The organism is Microbacterium nanhaiense, from assembly GCF_014646015.1.
Taxonomy (GTDB): Bacteria; Actinomycetota; Actinomycetes; order Actinomycetales; family Microbacteriaceae; genus Microbacterium; species Microbacterium nanhaiense.
In genome coordinates, this window is the sequence record NZ_BMMQ01000002.1 from 81177 (window position 1) to 96149 (window position 14973).

General features: G+C 70.2%; 14 protein-coding genes. 11 read left to right on the forward strand and 3 right to left on the reverse strand.

Annotation, left to right across the window (positions count from 1 at the left end):
• Nucleotides 1-30 precede the first annotated feature (30 nt).
• Nucleotides 31-2541 (forward strand): aminopeptidase N, encoded by a 2511-nt coding sequence (gene pepN, locus IEX05_RS03265; protein ID WP_188699967.1) that lies wholly within the window; start codon nucleotides 31-33, stop codon nucleotides 2539-2541.
• Between the two features lie 33 nt (nucleotides 2542-2574).
• Here pepN and IEX05_RS03270 read toward each other — a convergent pair whose 3' ends face one another.
• Nucleotides 2575-3183: a TetR/AcrR family transcriptional regulator gene (locus IEX05_RS03270; protein ID WP_188699968.1), complete on the reverse strand. Its 609-nt coding sequence runs from the start codon at nucleotides 3181-3183 to the stop codon at nucleotides 2575-2577.
• A 96-nt stretch (nucleotides 3184-3279) separates the two neighbouring features.
• Here IEX05_RS03270 and IEX05_RS03275 point away from each other — a divergent pair, with 96 nt between their 5' ends.
• From IEX05_RS03275 to IEX05_RS03310, 8 genes are all read left to right on the forward strand, one after another.
• Complete coding sequence (locus IEX05_RS03275; protein ID WP_188699969.1) at nucleotides 3280-4926, forward strand: ATP-binding cassette domain-containing protein; 1647 nt, start codon at nucleotides 3280-3282, stop codon at nucleotides 4924-4926.
• Nucleotides 4923-6542, forward strand: a complete 1620-nt coding sequence (locus tag IEX05_RS03280) for an ATP-binding cassette domain-containing protein (RefSeq protein ID WP_188699970.1) — start codon at nucleotides 4923-4925, stop codon at nucleotides 6540-6542. Before IEX05_RS03275 ends, IEX05_RS03280 begins: the two co-directional genes overlap by 4 nt.
• A gap of 49 nt (nucleotides 6543-6591) precedes the next feature.
• A complete protein-coding gene (gene ftsE, locus IEX05_RS03285) occupies nucleotides 6592-7530 on the forward strand; it encodes a cell division ATP-binding protein FtsE (protein WP_188699971.1) in 939 nt (312 codons plus the stop codon).
• Nucleotides 7527-8438: a permease-like cell division protein FtsX gene (gene ftsX / locus IEX05_RS03290; protein ID WP_188699972.1), complete on the forward strand. Its 912-nt coding sequence runs from the start codon at nucleotides 7527-7529 to the stop codon at nucleotides 8436-8438. Before ftsE ends, ftsX begins: the two co-directional genes overlap by 4 nt.
• Before the next feature lie 50 nt (nucleotides 8439-8488).
• Nucleotides 8489-8965: an SsrA-binding protein SmpB gene (gene smpB / locus IEX05_RS03295; RefSeq protein ID WP_188699973.1), complete on the forward strand. Its 477-nt coding sequence runs from the start codon at nucleotides 8489-8491 to the stop codon at nucleotides 8963-8965.
• 71 nt (nucleotides 8966-9036) lie between these two features.
• A complete protein-coding gene (locus IEX05_RS03300) occupies nucleotides 9037-9501 on the forward strand; it encodes a prepilin peptidase (RefSeq protein WP_188699974.1) in 465 nt (154 codons plus the stop codon).
• Nucleotides 9502-9511: 10 nt separating this feature from the next.
• On the forward strand, nucleotides 9512-10552 hold the full coding sequence (locus tag IEX05_RS03305) for a YihY/virulence factor BrkB family protein (RefSeq protein ID WP_188699975.1): 1041 nt from the start codon (nucleotides 9512-9514) through the stop codon (nucleotides 10550-10552).
• 49 nt (nucleotides 10553-10601) lie between these two features.
• Nucleotides 10602-11201: a CYTH domain-containing protein gene (locus IEX05_RS03310; RefSeq protein ID WP_188699976.1), complete on the forward strand. Its 600-nt coding sequence runs from the start codon at nucleotides 10602-10604 to the stop codon at nucleotides 11199-11201.
• Between the two features lie 126 nt (nucleotides 11202-11327).
• Here the strand turns inward: IEX05_RS03310 and lpdA are convergent, their stop codons facing one another.
• Nucleotides 11328-12725, reverse strand: coding sequence for a dihydrolipoyl dehydrogenase (gene lpdA / locus IEX05_RS03315; protein ID WP_188699977.1), 1398 nt, complete (start codon nucleotides 12723-12725; stop codon nucleotides 11328-11330).
• 54 nt (nucleotides 12726-12779) lie between these two features.
• Nucleotides 12780-13592 carry a copper resistance protein CopC gene (locus IEX05_RS03320; RefSeq protein WP_188699978.1) on the reverse strand — a complete coding sequence of 271 codons (813 nt, stop codon included), beginning with the start codon at nucleotides 13590-13592 and terminating at the stop codon, nucleotides 12780-12782.
• A gap of 122 nt (nucleotides 13593-13714) precedes the next feature.
• Here IEX05_RS03320 and IEX05_RS03325 point away from each other — a divergent pair, with 122 nt between their 5' ends.
• On the forward strand, nucleotides 13715-14200 hold the full coding sequence (locus tag IEX05_RS03325; protein WP_188700382.1) for an FHA domain-containing protein: 486 nt from the start codon (nucleotides 13715-13717) through the stop codon (nucleotides 14198-14200).
• A 50-nt stretch (nucleotides 14201-14250) separates the two neighbouring features.
• On the forward strand, nucleotides 14251-14898 hold the full coding sequence (gene ftsR, locus IEX05_RS03330) for a transcriptional regulator FtsR (protein ID WP_229661102.1): 648 nt from the start codon (nucleotides 14251-14253) through the stop codon (nucleotides 14896-14898).
• Nucleotides 14899-14973 lie beyond the last annotated feature (75 nt).

The window sequence follows — 14973 nt, forward strand, 5'->3', positions numbered from 1 at the left end:
CCGGAGCCGGCGTTTCGTACGATGGAGCATATGAGCACCAATCTCGCCGCCAACCTACCCCGTGAAGAGACGGCGGCGCGATCCGCCGCGATCTCACTGCACAGCGTCCGCGTCGAGCTCGACGTCACCGGCGCGGTGCGACCCGAGCAGAGCGGCTTCCGCACGATCACGACGCTTCGATTCGATGCGAGCGTGGGCGGTACCTGGGTCGACTTCATCGGCGAGACCGTCGAACGAGTCGTCGTCAACGGCGCCGAGCGCCCCGTCGTCTGGGACGGCGCGCGGATCCGCGTGGACGGGCTCGAGCAGAGCAACGAGGTGCGCATCGAGGCCGTCGGCGCCTACAGCCGCTCGGGCGAGGGCCTGCACCGCTTCACGGACCCGGCGGACGGATCCACCTACCTGTACACGCAGTACGAGCCGGCGGATTCGCGCCGCGTGATGGCGTGCTTCGAGCAGCCGGACCTGAAGGCCGAGTACACCTTCGTGATTACGGCGCCGGCGGGCTGGCACGTGCTGAGCAACCAGAGCGCGGTCGTGACGACGGGCGGCGGCTCCTCGCAGACCGTCGAGTTCGCACCCACGAAGCGCATCTCGTCCTACATCACCGCGGTCGCGGCCGGCCCGTACCACCGGGTGACAGACACGTGGACGAAGGGTGACCAGCGCGTCGAGCTCGGCGGGTACTGCCGCGCGTCGCTCGCGAACTCCTTCGACCATGAGGAGATCTTCGAGATCAGCCGGCAAGGGCTCGACTTCTTCGACGAGGCGTTCGGCTTCGCCTACCCGTGGGGCAAGTACGACCAGATCTTCGTGCCCGAGTACAACCTCGCCGCGATGGAGAACCCCGGGCTCGTCACCTTCACCGAGAGCTACGTCTTCCGCGGCGCGGCGACCGAGGCGCAGCGCGAGGCGCGCGCGAACACGATCCTGCACGAGATGGCCCACATGTGGTTCGGGGATCTCGTGACGATGACCTGGTGGGACGACCTGTGGCTCAAGGAGTCGTTCGCCGACTACATGGGCTCGCACGCCTCCGCCGCCGCGACGCGATTCTCCGACGCGTGGGCGTCGTTCGCCGGTCGCCGCAAGGCATGGGCCTACGAGCAGGACCAGCTGCCCACGACGCACCCGATCGTCGCCGACATTCCGGACCTCGAGGCCGCCAAGCTTAACTTCGACGGCATCACCTACGCCAAGGGCGCATCGGTGCTGAAGCAGCTCGTCGCGTTCGTCGGTGAGGAGTCGTTCTTCGCCGGGGCCCGCGCTTACTTCCGCGAGCACGCCTATGGCAACACGACGCTCGACGACCTGCTAGCGGCGCTCGAGGCCTCCTCGGGCCGCGACGTGCGAGCCTGGTCGACGGCGTGGCTCGAGACGACCGGGATGTCGACCCTGACGCTCGAGGACGACCGTTCGGTGCTCGCACAGACGGATCCGAGACCGCATCGCCTCCGCATCGGCGCGTTCGCGTTCGAGGACGGCGCGCTCGTCCGCCGCGACAGCGTCGACCTCGACATCCATGAGGAGCGCACGCCGGTCGAGCTGCCGGACGCGGAGCTGATGCTCATCAACGACGGCGACCTCACCTACGCGAAGGCCCGGCTCGATGAGCGATCGCTCAAGGCCGTCGAACGGGCCCTATCGACGATCGACGACACGCTCGCCCGGGCCCTCGTCTGGTCGTCCTTGTGGAACGCGACCCGCGATGGCGAGCTGCCGGCCCTGCGCTACCTCGAGATCGTGCGGCGCCACGCGCCCGCCGAGCGTCACGTCGGGATCCTCGCCGGCGCGCTCGCCAACGCGGCGTTCACCGTCGAGCACTACGTCGTCGAGGAGCTGCGCGGCGACGTCGAGGAGCTGCGCGGCGACGTCCGCGGCGCCTGGCTCGAGACGGTCTGGGAGGGACTCGAGCGCGCCGAGCCCGGAAGCGGGGCGCAGCTGTCGTGGGCGCGCGCCCTGGGGCAGGCGGCCTCGGTGCACGATGCTCGCTCGGCCGACATCGCGGCGATGCTCGACGGATCCGCGCCGACGCCCGACGGGCTCGTGCTCGACGCGGACCTGCGGTGGATCTGGGCACAGGCGCTCGCGACGACCGGCGTCTGGCGCAAGGAGCGGATCCGCGAGGAGCTCACCCGCGACGACACGATGTCGGGCCGCACGGCCGCGACCGCGGCCCTCGCGTCCCGCCCGAAGCCTCGCGTTCGCGAGGAGGCATGGCGCCAGGCGTGGGAGGACGAGACCCTCTCGAACGACCACCTCGGCGCGACGATCGACGGCATTCGCGCGGGCGGTCGGCGCGACCTCGTGGAGCGATTCGACGACGACTACTTCGCGCGGATCCTGCCGACGTGGCAGACCCGCTCGATCGAGACCGCGCGCCGCCTCGTGCGCGGCCTCTTCCCGGCCACACCGACTCTCGACGCGGTCGATGCGTGGCTCTCCGCCAATGCGGATGCCCCGGCCTCCCTGCGCCGGATCGTCATCGAGCAGCGCGACCACCTCGCGCGCGAGCTCGACGTCAGGGCGAAGAACAGCTGAACGGAGAGGGCGGCCCGCGGGCCGCCCTCCTCGTCAGACCGTCGTCTGCTGAGGGATCGGCCACCAGCTCGGCATGCTGCGGTACAGTCGCGCCGCGAACGCCGCCGCGTCGTCGCTGTCGCTGTGTGCCCACAGCTCGATCACGCTCACGATCCCGCCCGCGACGAAGGCGGCCCCCACCTCGGTGTTCTCCGGCAGCTCGGGGTTGTGATCGCGCATCGCATCGATCGCGCTGGCGGCGTGAGTGAGGAAATGGTCGCGCAGACGCCCACGGAAGTCGAGCGACAGCGACGAGTCGAGCAGGCAGCGGATCGCGCGGCGATCGCGCGCGACGGCCGCGAGCACGTTCTCCGCGGCCGCCAGATAGGCGCGGGAGATCTGCTCGACCGAATCCCCGCGGCGCGGGCGAGCCGTCGCAGCGGCCTTGATGATGGCGGCGAAGGTATCGGCGGCCAGCTCGCCGACGCTCTCGTAATGACCGTAGAACGTCGTGCGGTGAATGCCGGCCTCCCGGCAGAGCTCGGCGACCCCGATGCTGCTCAGTTCCTCGCGAGCGAGCATGCGCATGAGCGCTTCCTGCATGCGCTCGCGGCTGCGCACGGCCCGGGGATCGTCTGACGTCGTCGTCGAGATAATGCTCATCTGCCCAGTGTGCCTCATCTGTCGCTCAGCGACAGGCAACCGCCCAGCGCGAGGCGGGATAATGGTGCACCTATGGTGCTCCGTATGCTGCGGGACGTGCCCGCCTCCGGTTGGATCCTCGTCGTCTTTTCGGCGCTGCGAGCCGGCCTCCTCGCCGCGACGGCCGTGACGATCGCGCGCGGTATCGATCTGGTCACGTCCGGAGGCGCGGCGGGCGGAGCCTGGGTCACCGCGCTCATCCTGCTCGCCGCCGCGGGGCTCGCGGCGGGCGTGGAAACCTGGATCCCCGCTCTCGCGCAGCCCGCCGAGGAGCGGCGCTGGCGCTCCCGCACCGCGCGCCGCTCGCTCGACGACTCGATCGACTCGGAGGAGGCCGCGGGCGAGCGGATCGCGCGATCGAGCGAAGAGGTCGAGCGTTACGCGCACTACCGCGCGAGCTTCCTCGGACCGCTCGCGGCGGGCGCGATCGTTCCGCTCGTCGTGCTCATCGTCATCGCCGCGTGTGTGTCCTGGGGCGCGTCCCTCATCCTCGCCGTCGGTACCGCCCTGGCGCCGGTCCTCGTCGCGGCCTTCCTCTCCCGGGTGCGTTCGTCCAGCGGCCGATACCGCGCGGTGTCGGGGCGGCTGACGGCCTCCTTCCTGGAGACGATGCGCGTGCGCCACACCATGCGAATGCTGGGCGGCGAGGCCGTTCGGCGGGCGAGCCTCGCGCGTCAGGCGCGGGCGCTCCGCGACGAGGTGATGGCGCTGCTGCGCCGCAACCAGCTCGTCATCCTCATCACCGATGCGGTCTTCGGCATCCTCGCGCTCGCCGCCGCCGCCGTCATCGCCGTATGGGGCGTGAGCGGCGGATGGCTGACCCCCGGGCTCGGCGTCGCGCTCGTGCTGTTGTCGGCGCTGTTGCGCGAGCCCGTCGACCGGCTCGGGCGCTCGTTCTACGTCGGGCTCGCGGGCCGCGCGGCGGGGGAGCGGGTGCTCGCCGCGCTCCGCGAGGGAGGCCCCGCGGGCGCGGATCCGGTCGATGCACGCGTGCGGGGCGGAGCCGACGCCGCCCCGTCGGCGCCCCGCGCGGCGCTGGAGCTGCGGGGGACGACGATCGCCCGCGGCGGCGCGACTCCCGTACGGGGCATCGATCTCGACATCCCCGCGGGAAGCCTCAACGCGATCATCGGCACCTCCGGCGCGGGAAAATCGAGCCTGGCGCTCGCGCTCTCCGGGCTCGTCCCCGCGACCGGCATCCTCCTGGACGGCGCCCCCGCGGCGGCGGAGCGCCTGCGCGCCGCGGTCGCCTACGTGCCGCAGCGCGCGGTGCTCTTCCCCGGAACCGTCCGGGAGAACCTCGCCCTGGCCCGGCGGGACGCAACGGACGAGGAGATGAGGCGCGCGCTCGAGCGCGCGGGCCTCGCGCCGGACCAGGAGCTGCCGAGCGGGCTGGAGACGGTCGTGGGCGAGCACGCCGCGGGAGTGTCCGGCGGCCAGGCACAGCGCATCTCGATCGCCCGCGCGCTGCTGACGCGGCGCCCCATCCTCGTCGCCGACGAGGCGACCGCGCACCTCGACCCCGCCTCGTCGGCCCGCGTCCTGAGCGCCCTGCGCGCCGCGACGGCCGAACACACGGTCGTGATGATCACCCACCGGCTCGACGAGGCGGCGCTCGCGGATCGCGTCGTGCGCCTCGAGAAGGGACGGGTCGCCTCCCAGGGCGCGCCGGCCGAGGTCCTGACCACGGAGGAGGCGCGATGATCGCCCACCTGTTCCGCATCGCGCGACCCGCCTGGCCGTGGCTGGCAGGATCCCTCCTCGCGCGCGCCGTCAACCTCGCCGCCGCGATCGCGCTGGCGGCGGTACCGGCATGGGCGATCGCGCACGCCTGGGGTGGCGGGGGCGTCTCCGTCGCCGCGTTCGCCGTGACGATGGTCGCCCTCGCCCTGATCGCCGGCGCCGCTCGATACCTCGAGCACTACCTCGGCCACCGCGCGGCGTTCGATCTGCTCGCCGAGATGCGGCTGGCGTTCTTCGATGCCGTCGCCCCGCTCTCGGCCGACGACGAATCGTCCGCGTCGGCCGAGCTCACGACCGTCGCTACCCGCGACATCGACCGCATCGAGGTGTTCTTCGCCCACACGATCGTGCCGGCGCTGACCGCGATCATCGTGCCGGTGGGCGTCACTGCGGCGATCTGGGCGACGACCGGGGGCGGGGCCGCCGCGCTCGCGGCCGCGGCATTCGTGGTGGGTGCGGTCCTCATCCCGCTGATCGGCGCCCGCACCGCGCGGCGCGCGGCCGAGACGACGGCGGCCGTGCGAGCGCGGATCGCCGACCATCTCGCAAGCGATGTCGCGGGTCTCGCGGAGATCCGCACGCTGCGCGCCGAGGAGGCTCGGATGGCGGCACTCGACGACCTCGGGGAAGAACTTGCGGCGGCGTCTCGGCGCAGCGGAGCGGTGACGGCGCTGCGGCGCGGGCTGACGATCGTGTGGCCGACCGCGGCCGCCATCGGGATCCTCGCTCTCGCCGACCGGGGCGACCTCGCGGCGCACCTGGTCGCGGCGGTCGCCGTGGTCGCCGCGGCGCCCGCCGCCGGCGCCGTCGAGGCATTCGCCCGCAGCCTTCCGGCCGCGCTCGCGGCCGCGCGGCGCTACCTCGACATCGTCGGACGAGCGCCCGGCATCCTCGACCCCGCCGACCCCGAGGACATCCCCCGCGGACCCCTGGGCCTTCGGCTGCGGGGCCTCGCCTACGGCTACGGGGACGCGCAGGTGTTCGCCGGGCTCGACGTCGATGCCGCGCCCGGCGGCTCGCTCGGGATCGTCGGAGCGTCCGGCTCCGGGAAATCGACGCTCGCATCGCTCCTCGTGCGCCAGCGCGATCCGCAGGCGGGCACGATCGAGCTCGTCGGCGCGGAGGGATCCGTCGAGCTGCGGCGCGTGCGCCTCGCCGAGCTGCGGCGCGCCGTCGCGATCGTCGAGCAGCGACCCGTCTTCATCTCGGGAAGCGTGCTGGACAACCTTCGCTTCGGCAACCCGCAGCTGACCGAGGAAGGCGCGTGGGCGGCGCTCGAACGCGCGGCGCTCGCCGAGGACGTGCGCGCCCACCCGGAGGGGCTGCACACGCGCCTGTCGGAGGACGCGCTCTCGCTCTCGGGAGGTCAGCGGCAACGCCTCGCCCTCGCCCGCGCCCTCGCCCGCGGGCCGCGGATCGTCATCCTCGACGAGGCGACGAGCCACCAGGATCCCGCGACGGCGCGGGCGGTCCGCGAGGGCGTCGCCGCCCTCCCGGAGGCGACGCTGGTGGTCATCGCGCATCGCCGTGCGGCGCTGGACGGAATCGGCGATATCGTCCGAATGGGCGAGGGCTGATCGTGTCGATGCGGGCTCTCATATGCGCGGCGCGTACCCTCGAGACGAGATGATTCGGTTCGAGAACGTCACCCAGCGCTATCGCGGCACCCCGCAGCCCGCGCTCGACGGCGTCGACTTTGAGGTGGAGCGCGGCGAGTTCGTGTTCCTGGTCGGCGCGTCGGGTTCGGGCAAGTCGTCGTGCCTGTCCCTCATTACGCGTGAGATCACGCCGAGCGAGGGCCGCGTCCTCGTGCTCGGCCGCGATACTCGCACGCTGAGCGATCGACGCACGCCCTATTTCCGTCGCAACATCGGTACGGTCTACCAGGACTTCCGACTGCTCGAGAAGAAGACCGTCTCGCAGAACATCGCGTACGCGTTGCGCGTCATCGGGCGGTCGAGGGCGTTCATCAAGCACTCCGTCCCCGAGGTCCTGGAGCGCGTCGGGCTCGACGGCAAAGGCAAGCGCCTGCCATCCGAGCTGTCCGGCGGCGAGCGGCAGCGCGTCGCGATCGCGCGCGCGATCGTCAACGGACCCCAGATCGTTCTCGCCGACGAGCCGACGGGCAACCTCGACCCGACCACCTCGGTGGAGATCATGCGCCTGCTCGAGCAGATCAACGCCGACGGAACCACCGTCGTGATGGCCACGCACGAGGCCGGCTTCGTCGACAAGATGCGACGCCGCGTCATCGAGCTGAACGACGGCCGACTCGTCCGCGACGAGCTGGGCGGCGCCTATGGCGACACCTCCGCCCTCGCGACGCTGCGCCCCGAGGTCGTCCGCGGCGCCTCGGCGCAGCAGGCGTTCACGGCCGCGACCGAGCTGCGCCGCGATGTGGAGGAGGGGCGCGTCGAGCCGGTGACCTCGGTCGACCTGCCGGCGCAGCGTGACGCGGCACCCGCGCCGGCGCCCGCACCGATCACGGTCGACGTCGACGAGGTCGGCATGGCCGACCGTCTCGGCATCGACGGATCCGACGACGAAGTGGGCCCGACCTCATGAAGCTCTCTCTCGTTCTCTCCGAGGCCTTCCAGGGCATCCGGCGCAACCTGGCGACCGTCATCTCGGTCGTGCTCGTCACTTTCGTCTCGCTCACCTTCGTCGGCGCGGCGATCCTGCTCGGCGCGCAGCTGCAGCGCACGAGCGACTACTTCCAGGATCGCGCGAAGGTCGACATCTACATGTGCTCGGAGATCTCCGACACCGATACCTGCCTCGACGGCATCGCAACCGAGGAGCAGACGGCCGCCGTGCAGGAACGGCTCGAGTCCGATGTGCTCGCGCCCCTCATCGACGGCTTCACGTACGAGACGCCGCAAGAGGCGCACGATTCGATGCTCGAGACCTTCGGCGACGAACTGGCGGGGCTCCTCACGGTCGAGCAGACGAGCGCGATTTATCACGTCGAGCTCAAGGATCCGGAGCAGACCCCCGTCATCACCGACGCCTTCGCCGATGTGGCGGGCGTCGAGGAGGTCACCGATCAGCTCGACTACCTCGAGCCGATCTTCCGAGGCCTCACCATCGCCGCGTACATCGCGGTCGGCATCGCCGCGATCATGCTCTTCTCGGCGGTGCTGATGATCGGCACGACGATCCGCATCTCGGCGATCACGCGCGAGCGCGAGGTCGAGATCATGCGTTTCGTCGGCGCCTCCAACGGCACGATCCGCACGCCGTTCGTGCTCGAGGGCGTGATCGCCGCGCTGATCGGCGGTCTCCTCGCGAGCGCCGCGCTCGTCGGAGGCATGCACTTCGGTATCGAGGGATACCTGGCCCGCGAGGTCACGGCCATCCCGTGGGTCAGCTTCGCCGACACCTGGTATGTGATCCCCGCGATCATCCTGCTCGGCATCGTCTTCGCCGCGATCTCCGGATCCGTCGCATCGAGCCGCGCGCTGCGGCGCTGAGAACCAGTAGACTGGTCGGCTGTTGCCCAATTACTGACAGGAGGTGCGCGATGGCACGCGAACAGGGCGAAAAAGTCGTGGCAACGAACCGCCGCGCACGGCATCTGTACACGATCGAGAAGACCTACGAGGCGGGCATCGCCCTGATGGGCACCGAGGTGAAGTCGCTCCGCGAGGGACACGCCAACCTCAGCGACGGCTACGCCTTCATCGACCGAGGCGAGGCGTGGCTCGATCAGGTCAACATCCCGCAGTACTCGCAGGGCACGTGGACCAATCACGCCGCCAAGCGGCAGCGCAAGCTCCTTCTGCACAAGGAGGAGATCGCCAAGCTCGGGCAGAAGGTCGCCGTCGGCGGCTACACCCTCGTTCCCCTGCGGTTGTACTTCTCGAACGGTCGCGCGAAGGTCGAGATCGGGCTCGCGAAGGGCAAGACCGAGTACGACAAGCGTCACACCCTTCGCGAGCGTCAGGACAAGCGCGAAGCCGATCGCGCCATGCGCCTGCGCAACCGCATGGGGGAGTAGTCGGCGGAGGGGCCGCTCGCCCTTTCCACAGGCATAAACGCTAACCCGGCGGAAGGCCTAGCCTGGGGCGCATGACGGATGCGCTGATGATCGCGGCCCAGGCGGGCTTCGTCGTCATGGGCGTGTGGGTGACCCACGTCGATATCCACGAGCACCGGATCCCGAACCGCCTCGTCGTCACACTCGCGGGCCTGCTGCTCGCGCTCTGCGCGGCGGCCTCGGTCGCGGGAGGATCGATCGCGCCGCTCGGTCGGGCCGCCGCGGGCGCCGTCCTGCTGGGCGGCGTGTACGGGATCCTTCGCGCGGCCAGCCGCGGCGCCCTCGGCGGCGGCGACGTCAAGCTCGCCGTCCCCGTCGGCTTCCTCCTCGCGTGGGACGGCTGGGCGCCGCTTCTCGTGGGCAGCGGGCTCGCGTTCGTGATCGGCGGCATCTGGTCGACGGCCCTGCTTCTCGCCCGCCTCGGCACCGCCTCGACCGCCGTGGCATTCGGGCCGTTTATGGTGCTGGGCGCGGTCCTCGGGCTCGCGATCACGTAACGTAACGGGCATGGTGAGGATATTGGGGGCGATCAACGCCGCGGTGAAGCAGGTGCTGCGCCTGAGACTCGTGCGGGCCTTCTTCCTGTTCTCGGACCACCGCGGCGGCCTCCTCGCCGCCGCGATCACCTACCGCATGCTCTTCGCGGTGTTCGCATCGGTGCTGCTCGGGTTCTCCATCGCGTCGTTCTGGCTCTCCACGCGCAGCGATCTCTGGGACGCGCTCGTCGAGACGGTGGATCAGGTCGTGCCGGGCCTCATCGGCACCGGAGACGACGCGAACGTGCTGATCAACATCGACCAGGTGCTCGAACAGCGCATCGGTTTCACCTTCGCGGGCGGTATCGGTGCCATCGCGCTGATCGCGGCGCTCCTCGGGGCGGTCGGCAATGTCCGGATGTCGCTTCGGACGATCGCGGGCACGCGCCAGGACACCTCGAACGCCCTGATCATGAAGGGCGTCGACCTGCTCTTCGCGCTGTCGATCGGCGTGCTCATCGCGGCATCGGCGCTGGCGAGCTTCCTCGGATCCTCGTTCGTCGACCTGGTCCTGTCGTGGATCCACTTCGACGCGGGTGGCGGAGCGGAATTCGTCGCCCGCGCGGGCAGCGTCTTCGTGACCTTCGTGCTCGACGCCGTGATCATCGCGTGGCTGTTCTGGCTGCAGTCCGGCGTTCGCGCGGGGGTGCGCGCGATGATCCCTGGCTCGCTGATCGGCGGCGCGGGGCTCGTGGTGCTGCAGCAGGCGTCGGGGCTGTTCGTCGGCGGCGCGAACAACAATCCGCTGTTCGGCGTGTTCACCTCGCTCATCGCCCTCCTGCTCTGGTTCAACTTTTCGGCACAGGTCGTCCTGATCGCGTGCGCATACATCGTGACGACGGTGGAGGAGCAGCAGCAGCGCGTTGGCAGTGTCTACGGAGCGGAGACGCTCGCCCAGCGCACGGTTCGCGCCGCGGAACGCGATGTCGTCGTGGCGCAGGACGCCCTCAACGCGGCGCGCGAGGCGGAGCGTGAGGAGCGGGATAGGCTCGCGGCCCGCGAGCGCGCCTGACGCCGCTCCGGCGGCGGGTTCTCGGATTCGCGCTGAGTAAGCTGGACGCATGCCCGCTGAGCGCTCCGTGGAAATCGAGAAGAAGTTCGACGTCGAGGCCGGAACCCCCATTCCGGACTGGACGCGGGTGCCGGGCGTCGCCCGCGTGAGCGAGGGTGAAGAACGCCACCTCGACGCGGGCTACCTGGACACGGCGGATGCGCGGCTCGCGAAGTTCGGTGTCGCCGTGCGACGCCGCGTGGGTGGGCACGATGCGGGATGGCACATCAAGGGCCCGCTCGTGAACGGTGCCCGCGTCGAGCTGGGCTGGCCGCTGACGGACGACGTGCCGGCGGAGCTCATGGCCGAGATCGCGCAGTGGACCGAGGATCGGTTGTCGCCCCTCGCGCGCATCGTCAACGACCGCACGGCGTACAACCTGCTCGACGAGAACGGCGGCGTCATCGCGGAGTTCGTGAACGACCGCGTGAAGGCGAGCGACCTGCGCCGAGGCGTCGACCGCGAGTGGTGCGAGTGGGAGATCGAGCTGGGCCCCGCGGCTCCCGAGGACCACGAGGCGTTCTTCGCCGAGGTCGAGAGGATCGCCCTCGAGGCCGGCGCTACCAAGCCGTCCTCGGCCTCGAAGCTGGCCCGCGCCCTCGGCCGCTGACCCTCCCTGACCGTGTCCCACTTGGTGCGGGTATAGCGCCTCCATTCCCGCCGAAACTGGGACACGGTCAGCGAACGACGAAGCCCGGGCCGATGGGGCCCGGGCTTCGCCAGTGATCGGGATCGATCACATGTTGATCATGTGACCCGCGAGGCCGTGGAAGGCCTCCTGCAGCGCCTCCGACAGCGTCGGGTGCGTGTGCACGTTGCGCGCCGCCTCAACGGCCGTGAGGTCCCACTTCTGCGCGAGCGTGAGCTCGGGCAGAAGCTCCGACACGTCGGGGCCGACCATGTGGCCACCGAGCAGCTCGAGGTGCTCGGCATCGGCGATCAGCTTGACGAAGCCGACGGGCTCGCCGAGGCCGTTGGCCTTGCCGTTCGCGCTGAACGGGAACTTCGCGACCTTCACGTCGTAGCCCTCGGCCTTGGCCTGCTCCTCCGTGAGGCCGAAGCTTGCGACCTGCGGCGAGCAGAACGTGGCGCGCGGCATCATGCGGTAGTCGCCGAGGGTCTGGGTCTCGGCGCCGGCGATCGTCTCCGCCGCGACGACGGCCTGAGCCTCGGCGACGTGGGCGAGCTGGAGCTTCGCGGTGATGTCGCCGATCGCGTACACGCCGGGGACGTTGGTGCGCATGTAGTCGTCGATCGCGACGGCGCCGCGCTCGGTCAGCTGAACGCCGGTGTTTTCGAGGCCGTAGCCCTCGGTGCGGGGCGCGAAGCCGACCGACATGAGGACCTTGTCGGCGTCGAGCGTGCCCTCCGTGCCGTCCTTCTTCTTGTACGTCACGTGCACGCTGGTGCCGTTGTCATCGGCGGAGGTGACGCCCGTGGAGGTGAGGATGTCGATGCCGTACTTCTTGTACTGCTTCGCGATCTCCTTCGACACGTCGGCATCCTCGTTGGGGAGCACGCGGTCGGCGAACTCGACGATGGTGACCTTCACGCCGTAGTTCGACAGCACGTAGGCGAACTCCATGCCGATGGCGCCGGCGCCGACGATGACGATCGAGCCCGGCAGCTCGCGGTCCATGATCTGCTCTTCGAACGAGACGACGTTCTTCGACAGCGTGACGCCGGGCAGCGAGCGGACGACGGATCCGGTGGAGATGATGACGTTGTCGGCCGTGATGCGCTCGACCGATCCATCGGCCTTCGTCACGTCGATGGTCTTCGCGTCGACGAAGGAGCCGCGGCCCTCGTATTCGGTGACCTTGTTCTTCTTCATCAGGAAGTGGATGCCCTTGACGTGGGTCTCCGACACCTTGCGGCTGCGGTCGAACGCCGAGCCGAAGTCGAAGGTCACGCTGCCGGAGATTCCGAAGAGGTCAGCCTTGTGATTGAAGGTGTGGGCCACTTCCGCGTTCTTGAGGAGCGACTTCGAGGGAATGCAACCCACGTTGAGGCAGATACCGCCCCAGTACTTCTCTTCGATGATTGCGGTGTTGAGTCCGAGCTGTGCGGCGCGGACTGCGGCGACATAACCGCCGGGGCCGGCACCGAGAATGACGACGTCGTGATGAGCCATGGTTCCAGCCTAATACCTGTACGGTGTACGGATCTTGACGGGTGAAAGACGCCGCTACGAGCGCCGCGACCGGGCGATCATCACGATGATGAAGGCGATCAGGACGAGCACGAGCGCGCCGCCGACGATCGCCACGACGGCCGGTGTCGACAGCGGACCCTCGCCCTCGATGATGGCCGGAGACGGATCCGGATCCTCGCTCGCCTCGGGATCGGAGGCGCCGGGTTCGGTGGTCTCCGCGGGATCCGGCGTGGATTCTTCGCTCGTCTCGCTCGGGGCCGCGCTGGGAGTCTCGCTGGGGGAGGCGCTCGGGGCGGCGCTGGGGGAGGTGCTGGGCGTGCCCTCGCCCGCCACGGCGTTCTCGGCGGTGAAGGTGAACATCTGGCTGTCGGGGTGCCCGTCGCCGTAGACGACCTGCCAGACGATCGTGTAGGTGCCGGCGGGCGCTCCCTGGTTGTCGACGTCGACCGACACCGTCGGGCCCTCGACGACCGCCTCGCCCGCGGCATAGTCCGTGCAGTCGCGGGTGTCCGCTCGGCCCGGATCCGCGATGAGTAGTCCCGCGTCGGCGCAGGTGTCGTCGTACACGCGAATCTGCGTCGTCGACTCGCCGCCCTGCTGCTGCTCCGTGGGAAGCGGCGGGGTGAGGTCGTCGCTGAACGTGAGCGAGACGCGGTCGGGGAGCGCGTCGATAACGCTGGCGCCGTCCGGCCCATCCGCCGCAGGACTGGTGTCGATGAGCGAGGAATGCGCGGACGCGGGGGCCGCGGCCGCAAGCGGCGCGACGAGGGCGACGACGCCGACGGCGGCGACCGACAGGGCGCGCAGCGCGCGCGTGGAGCGAGGGTGAGATGCGCGTGTGTTCACGAGCGACACGGTACGCCGCACAGGTTTGCATCGCGTGAGAATCGGGCCCCGGATCTCGGCGCGTCGAGGGGATGGGATCCGATAAGCTGAAACAAACGGGAGGAGTGCGCGTGTCAGATCACATGGGCGATTCGGTTTCGGACGCAACACGTCACATTCCGCGCTTGGGCGGACACGATGGCAACGGCGACCGCACGCAGACGTTCGGACACGATTCCGACCTGTCGTTCGTGCCGTTCCACGGCGATCTGTCGGCTGCCGAGCTCGATGCCGTTGCGGCGCTTCCCTCCGGGTCTGCGCTTCTGCTGGCGCGGGAAGGCGCCGGCGCCGGGGCGCGCTACCTGCTCGACAGCGACCGCACGACGGTCGGTCGTCACCCGAACGCCGACATCTTCCTCGATGACGTCACCGTCTCGCGCCGTCACGCCGAGATCACGCGCAGCGGCTCGGTCTTCGAGCTCGTCGATCAGCGCTCGCTCAACGGCACGTACGTGAGCGGTGAGCGCGTCGAGCGTTCGCAGCTGCGCAACGGCGACGAGCTGCGGATCGGGAAGTTCCGGCTGACGTTCTTCAGCTCCCCGCGAGACCTTCCGGCGGCGAACTCCTGATGGCGGCGGCGGCCGCGGCAGGCGGGGCCGCTGCATCACTGACGCGATCGATGCTGTCGATCGGGCAGGTGTTGGCGAAGCTGTCGCCCGAGTTTCCGGGGCTGTCATCGAGCAAGCTTCGCTTTCTCGAGGTGCAGGGCATCGTCACGCCGCAACGCACATCGTCCGGTTACCGCAAGTTCTCGCCCGCCGACGTGGAGCGGCTCCGCCTGGCGCTGACGCTGCAGCGCGATCACTACCTGCCCCTCGGCGTGATCCGCGAGCATCTCGATGACGTCGAGGCCGGCCGGGAGTCGTCCCTGCCCGAACCGCCGGAGTCCATTCACCCGCGCGAGCGCAGCTGCTCGCGCGCGGAACTGATCGCCGAGGCAGGCGCGTCGCCGCGCCTGCTCGATGAGGCGCAGGCGCTCGGGCTGATCCAGGCGAGCGAGCGATACGGATCCAGCCACGTCGCGCTCCTCCGCGCCCTCGCCGCGCTCGAGAAGTACGGCATCGACCCCCGGCACGTCCGCGCCCTGAAGCAGGGGGCGCAGCGCGACATCGCGCTCATCGAGGCGGCGATCGCGCCGCTGCTGCGACGCTCCGATGCCGCGGCGCGGGCCCAGGCCAGCGAGGTGGGTCCGCACCTCGCGGACCGCCTCGACGAAGTCCGGACGATCTTCGTGCGCCAGGCGCTCGCGCAGATCCTGCCGGACTGATCACGATTGATAACGCTTCATCGACACGCCGCCAGCGCGCGAGCGAATGTCATTGATGGGGGCTCGATACGACCC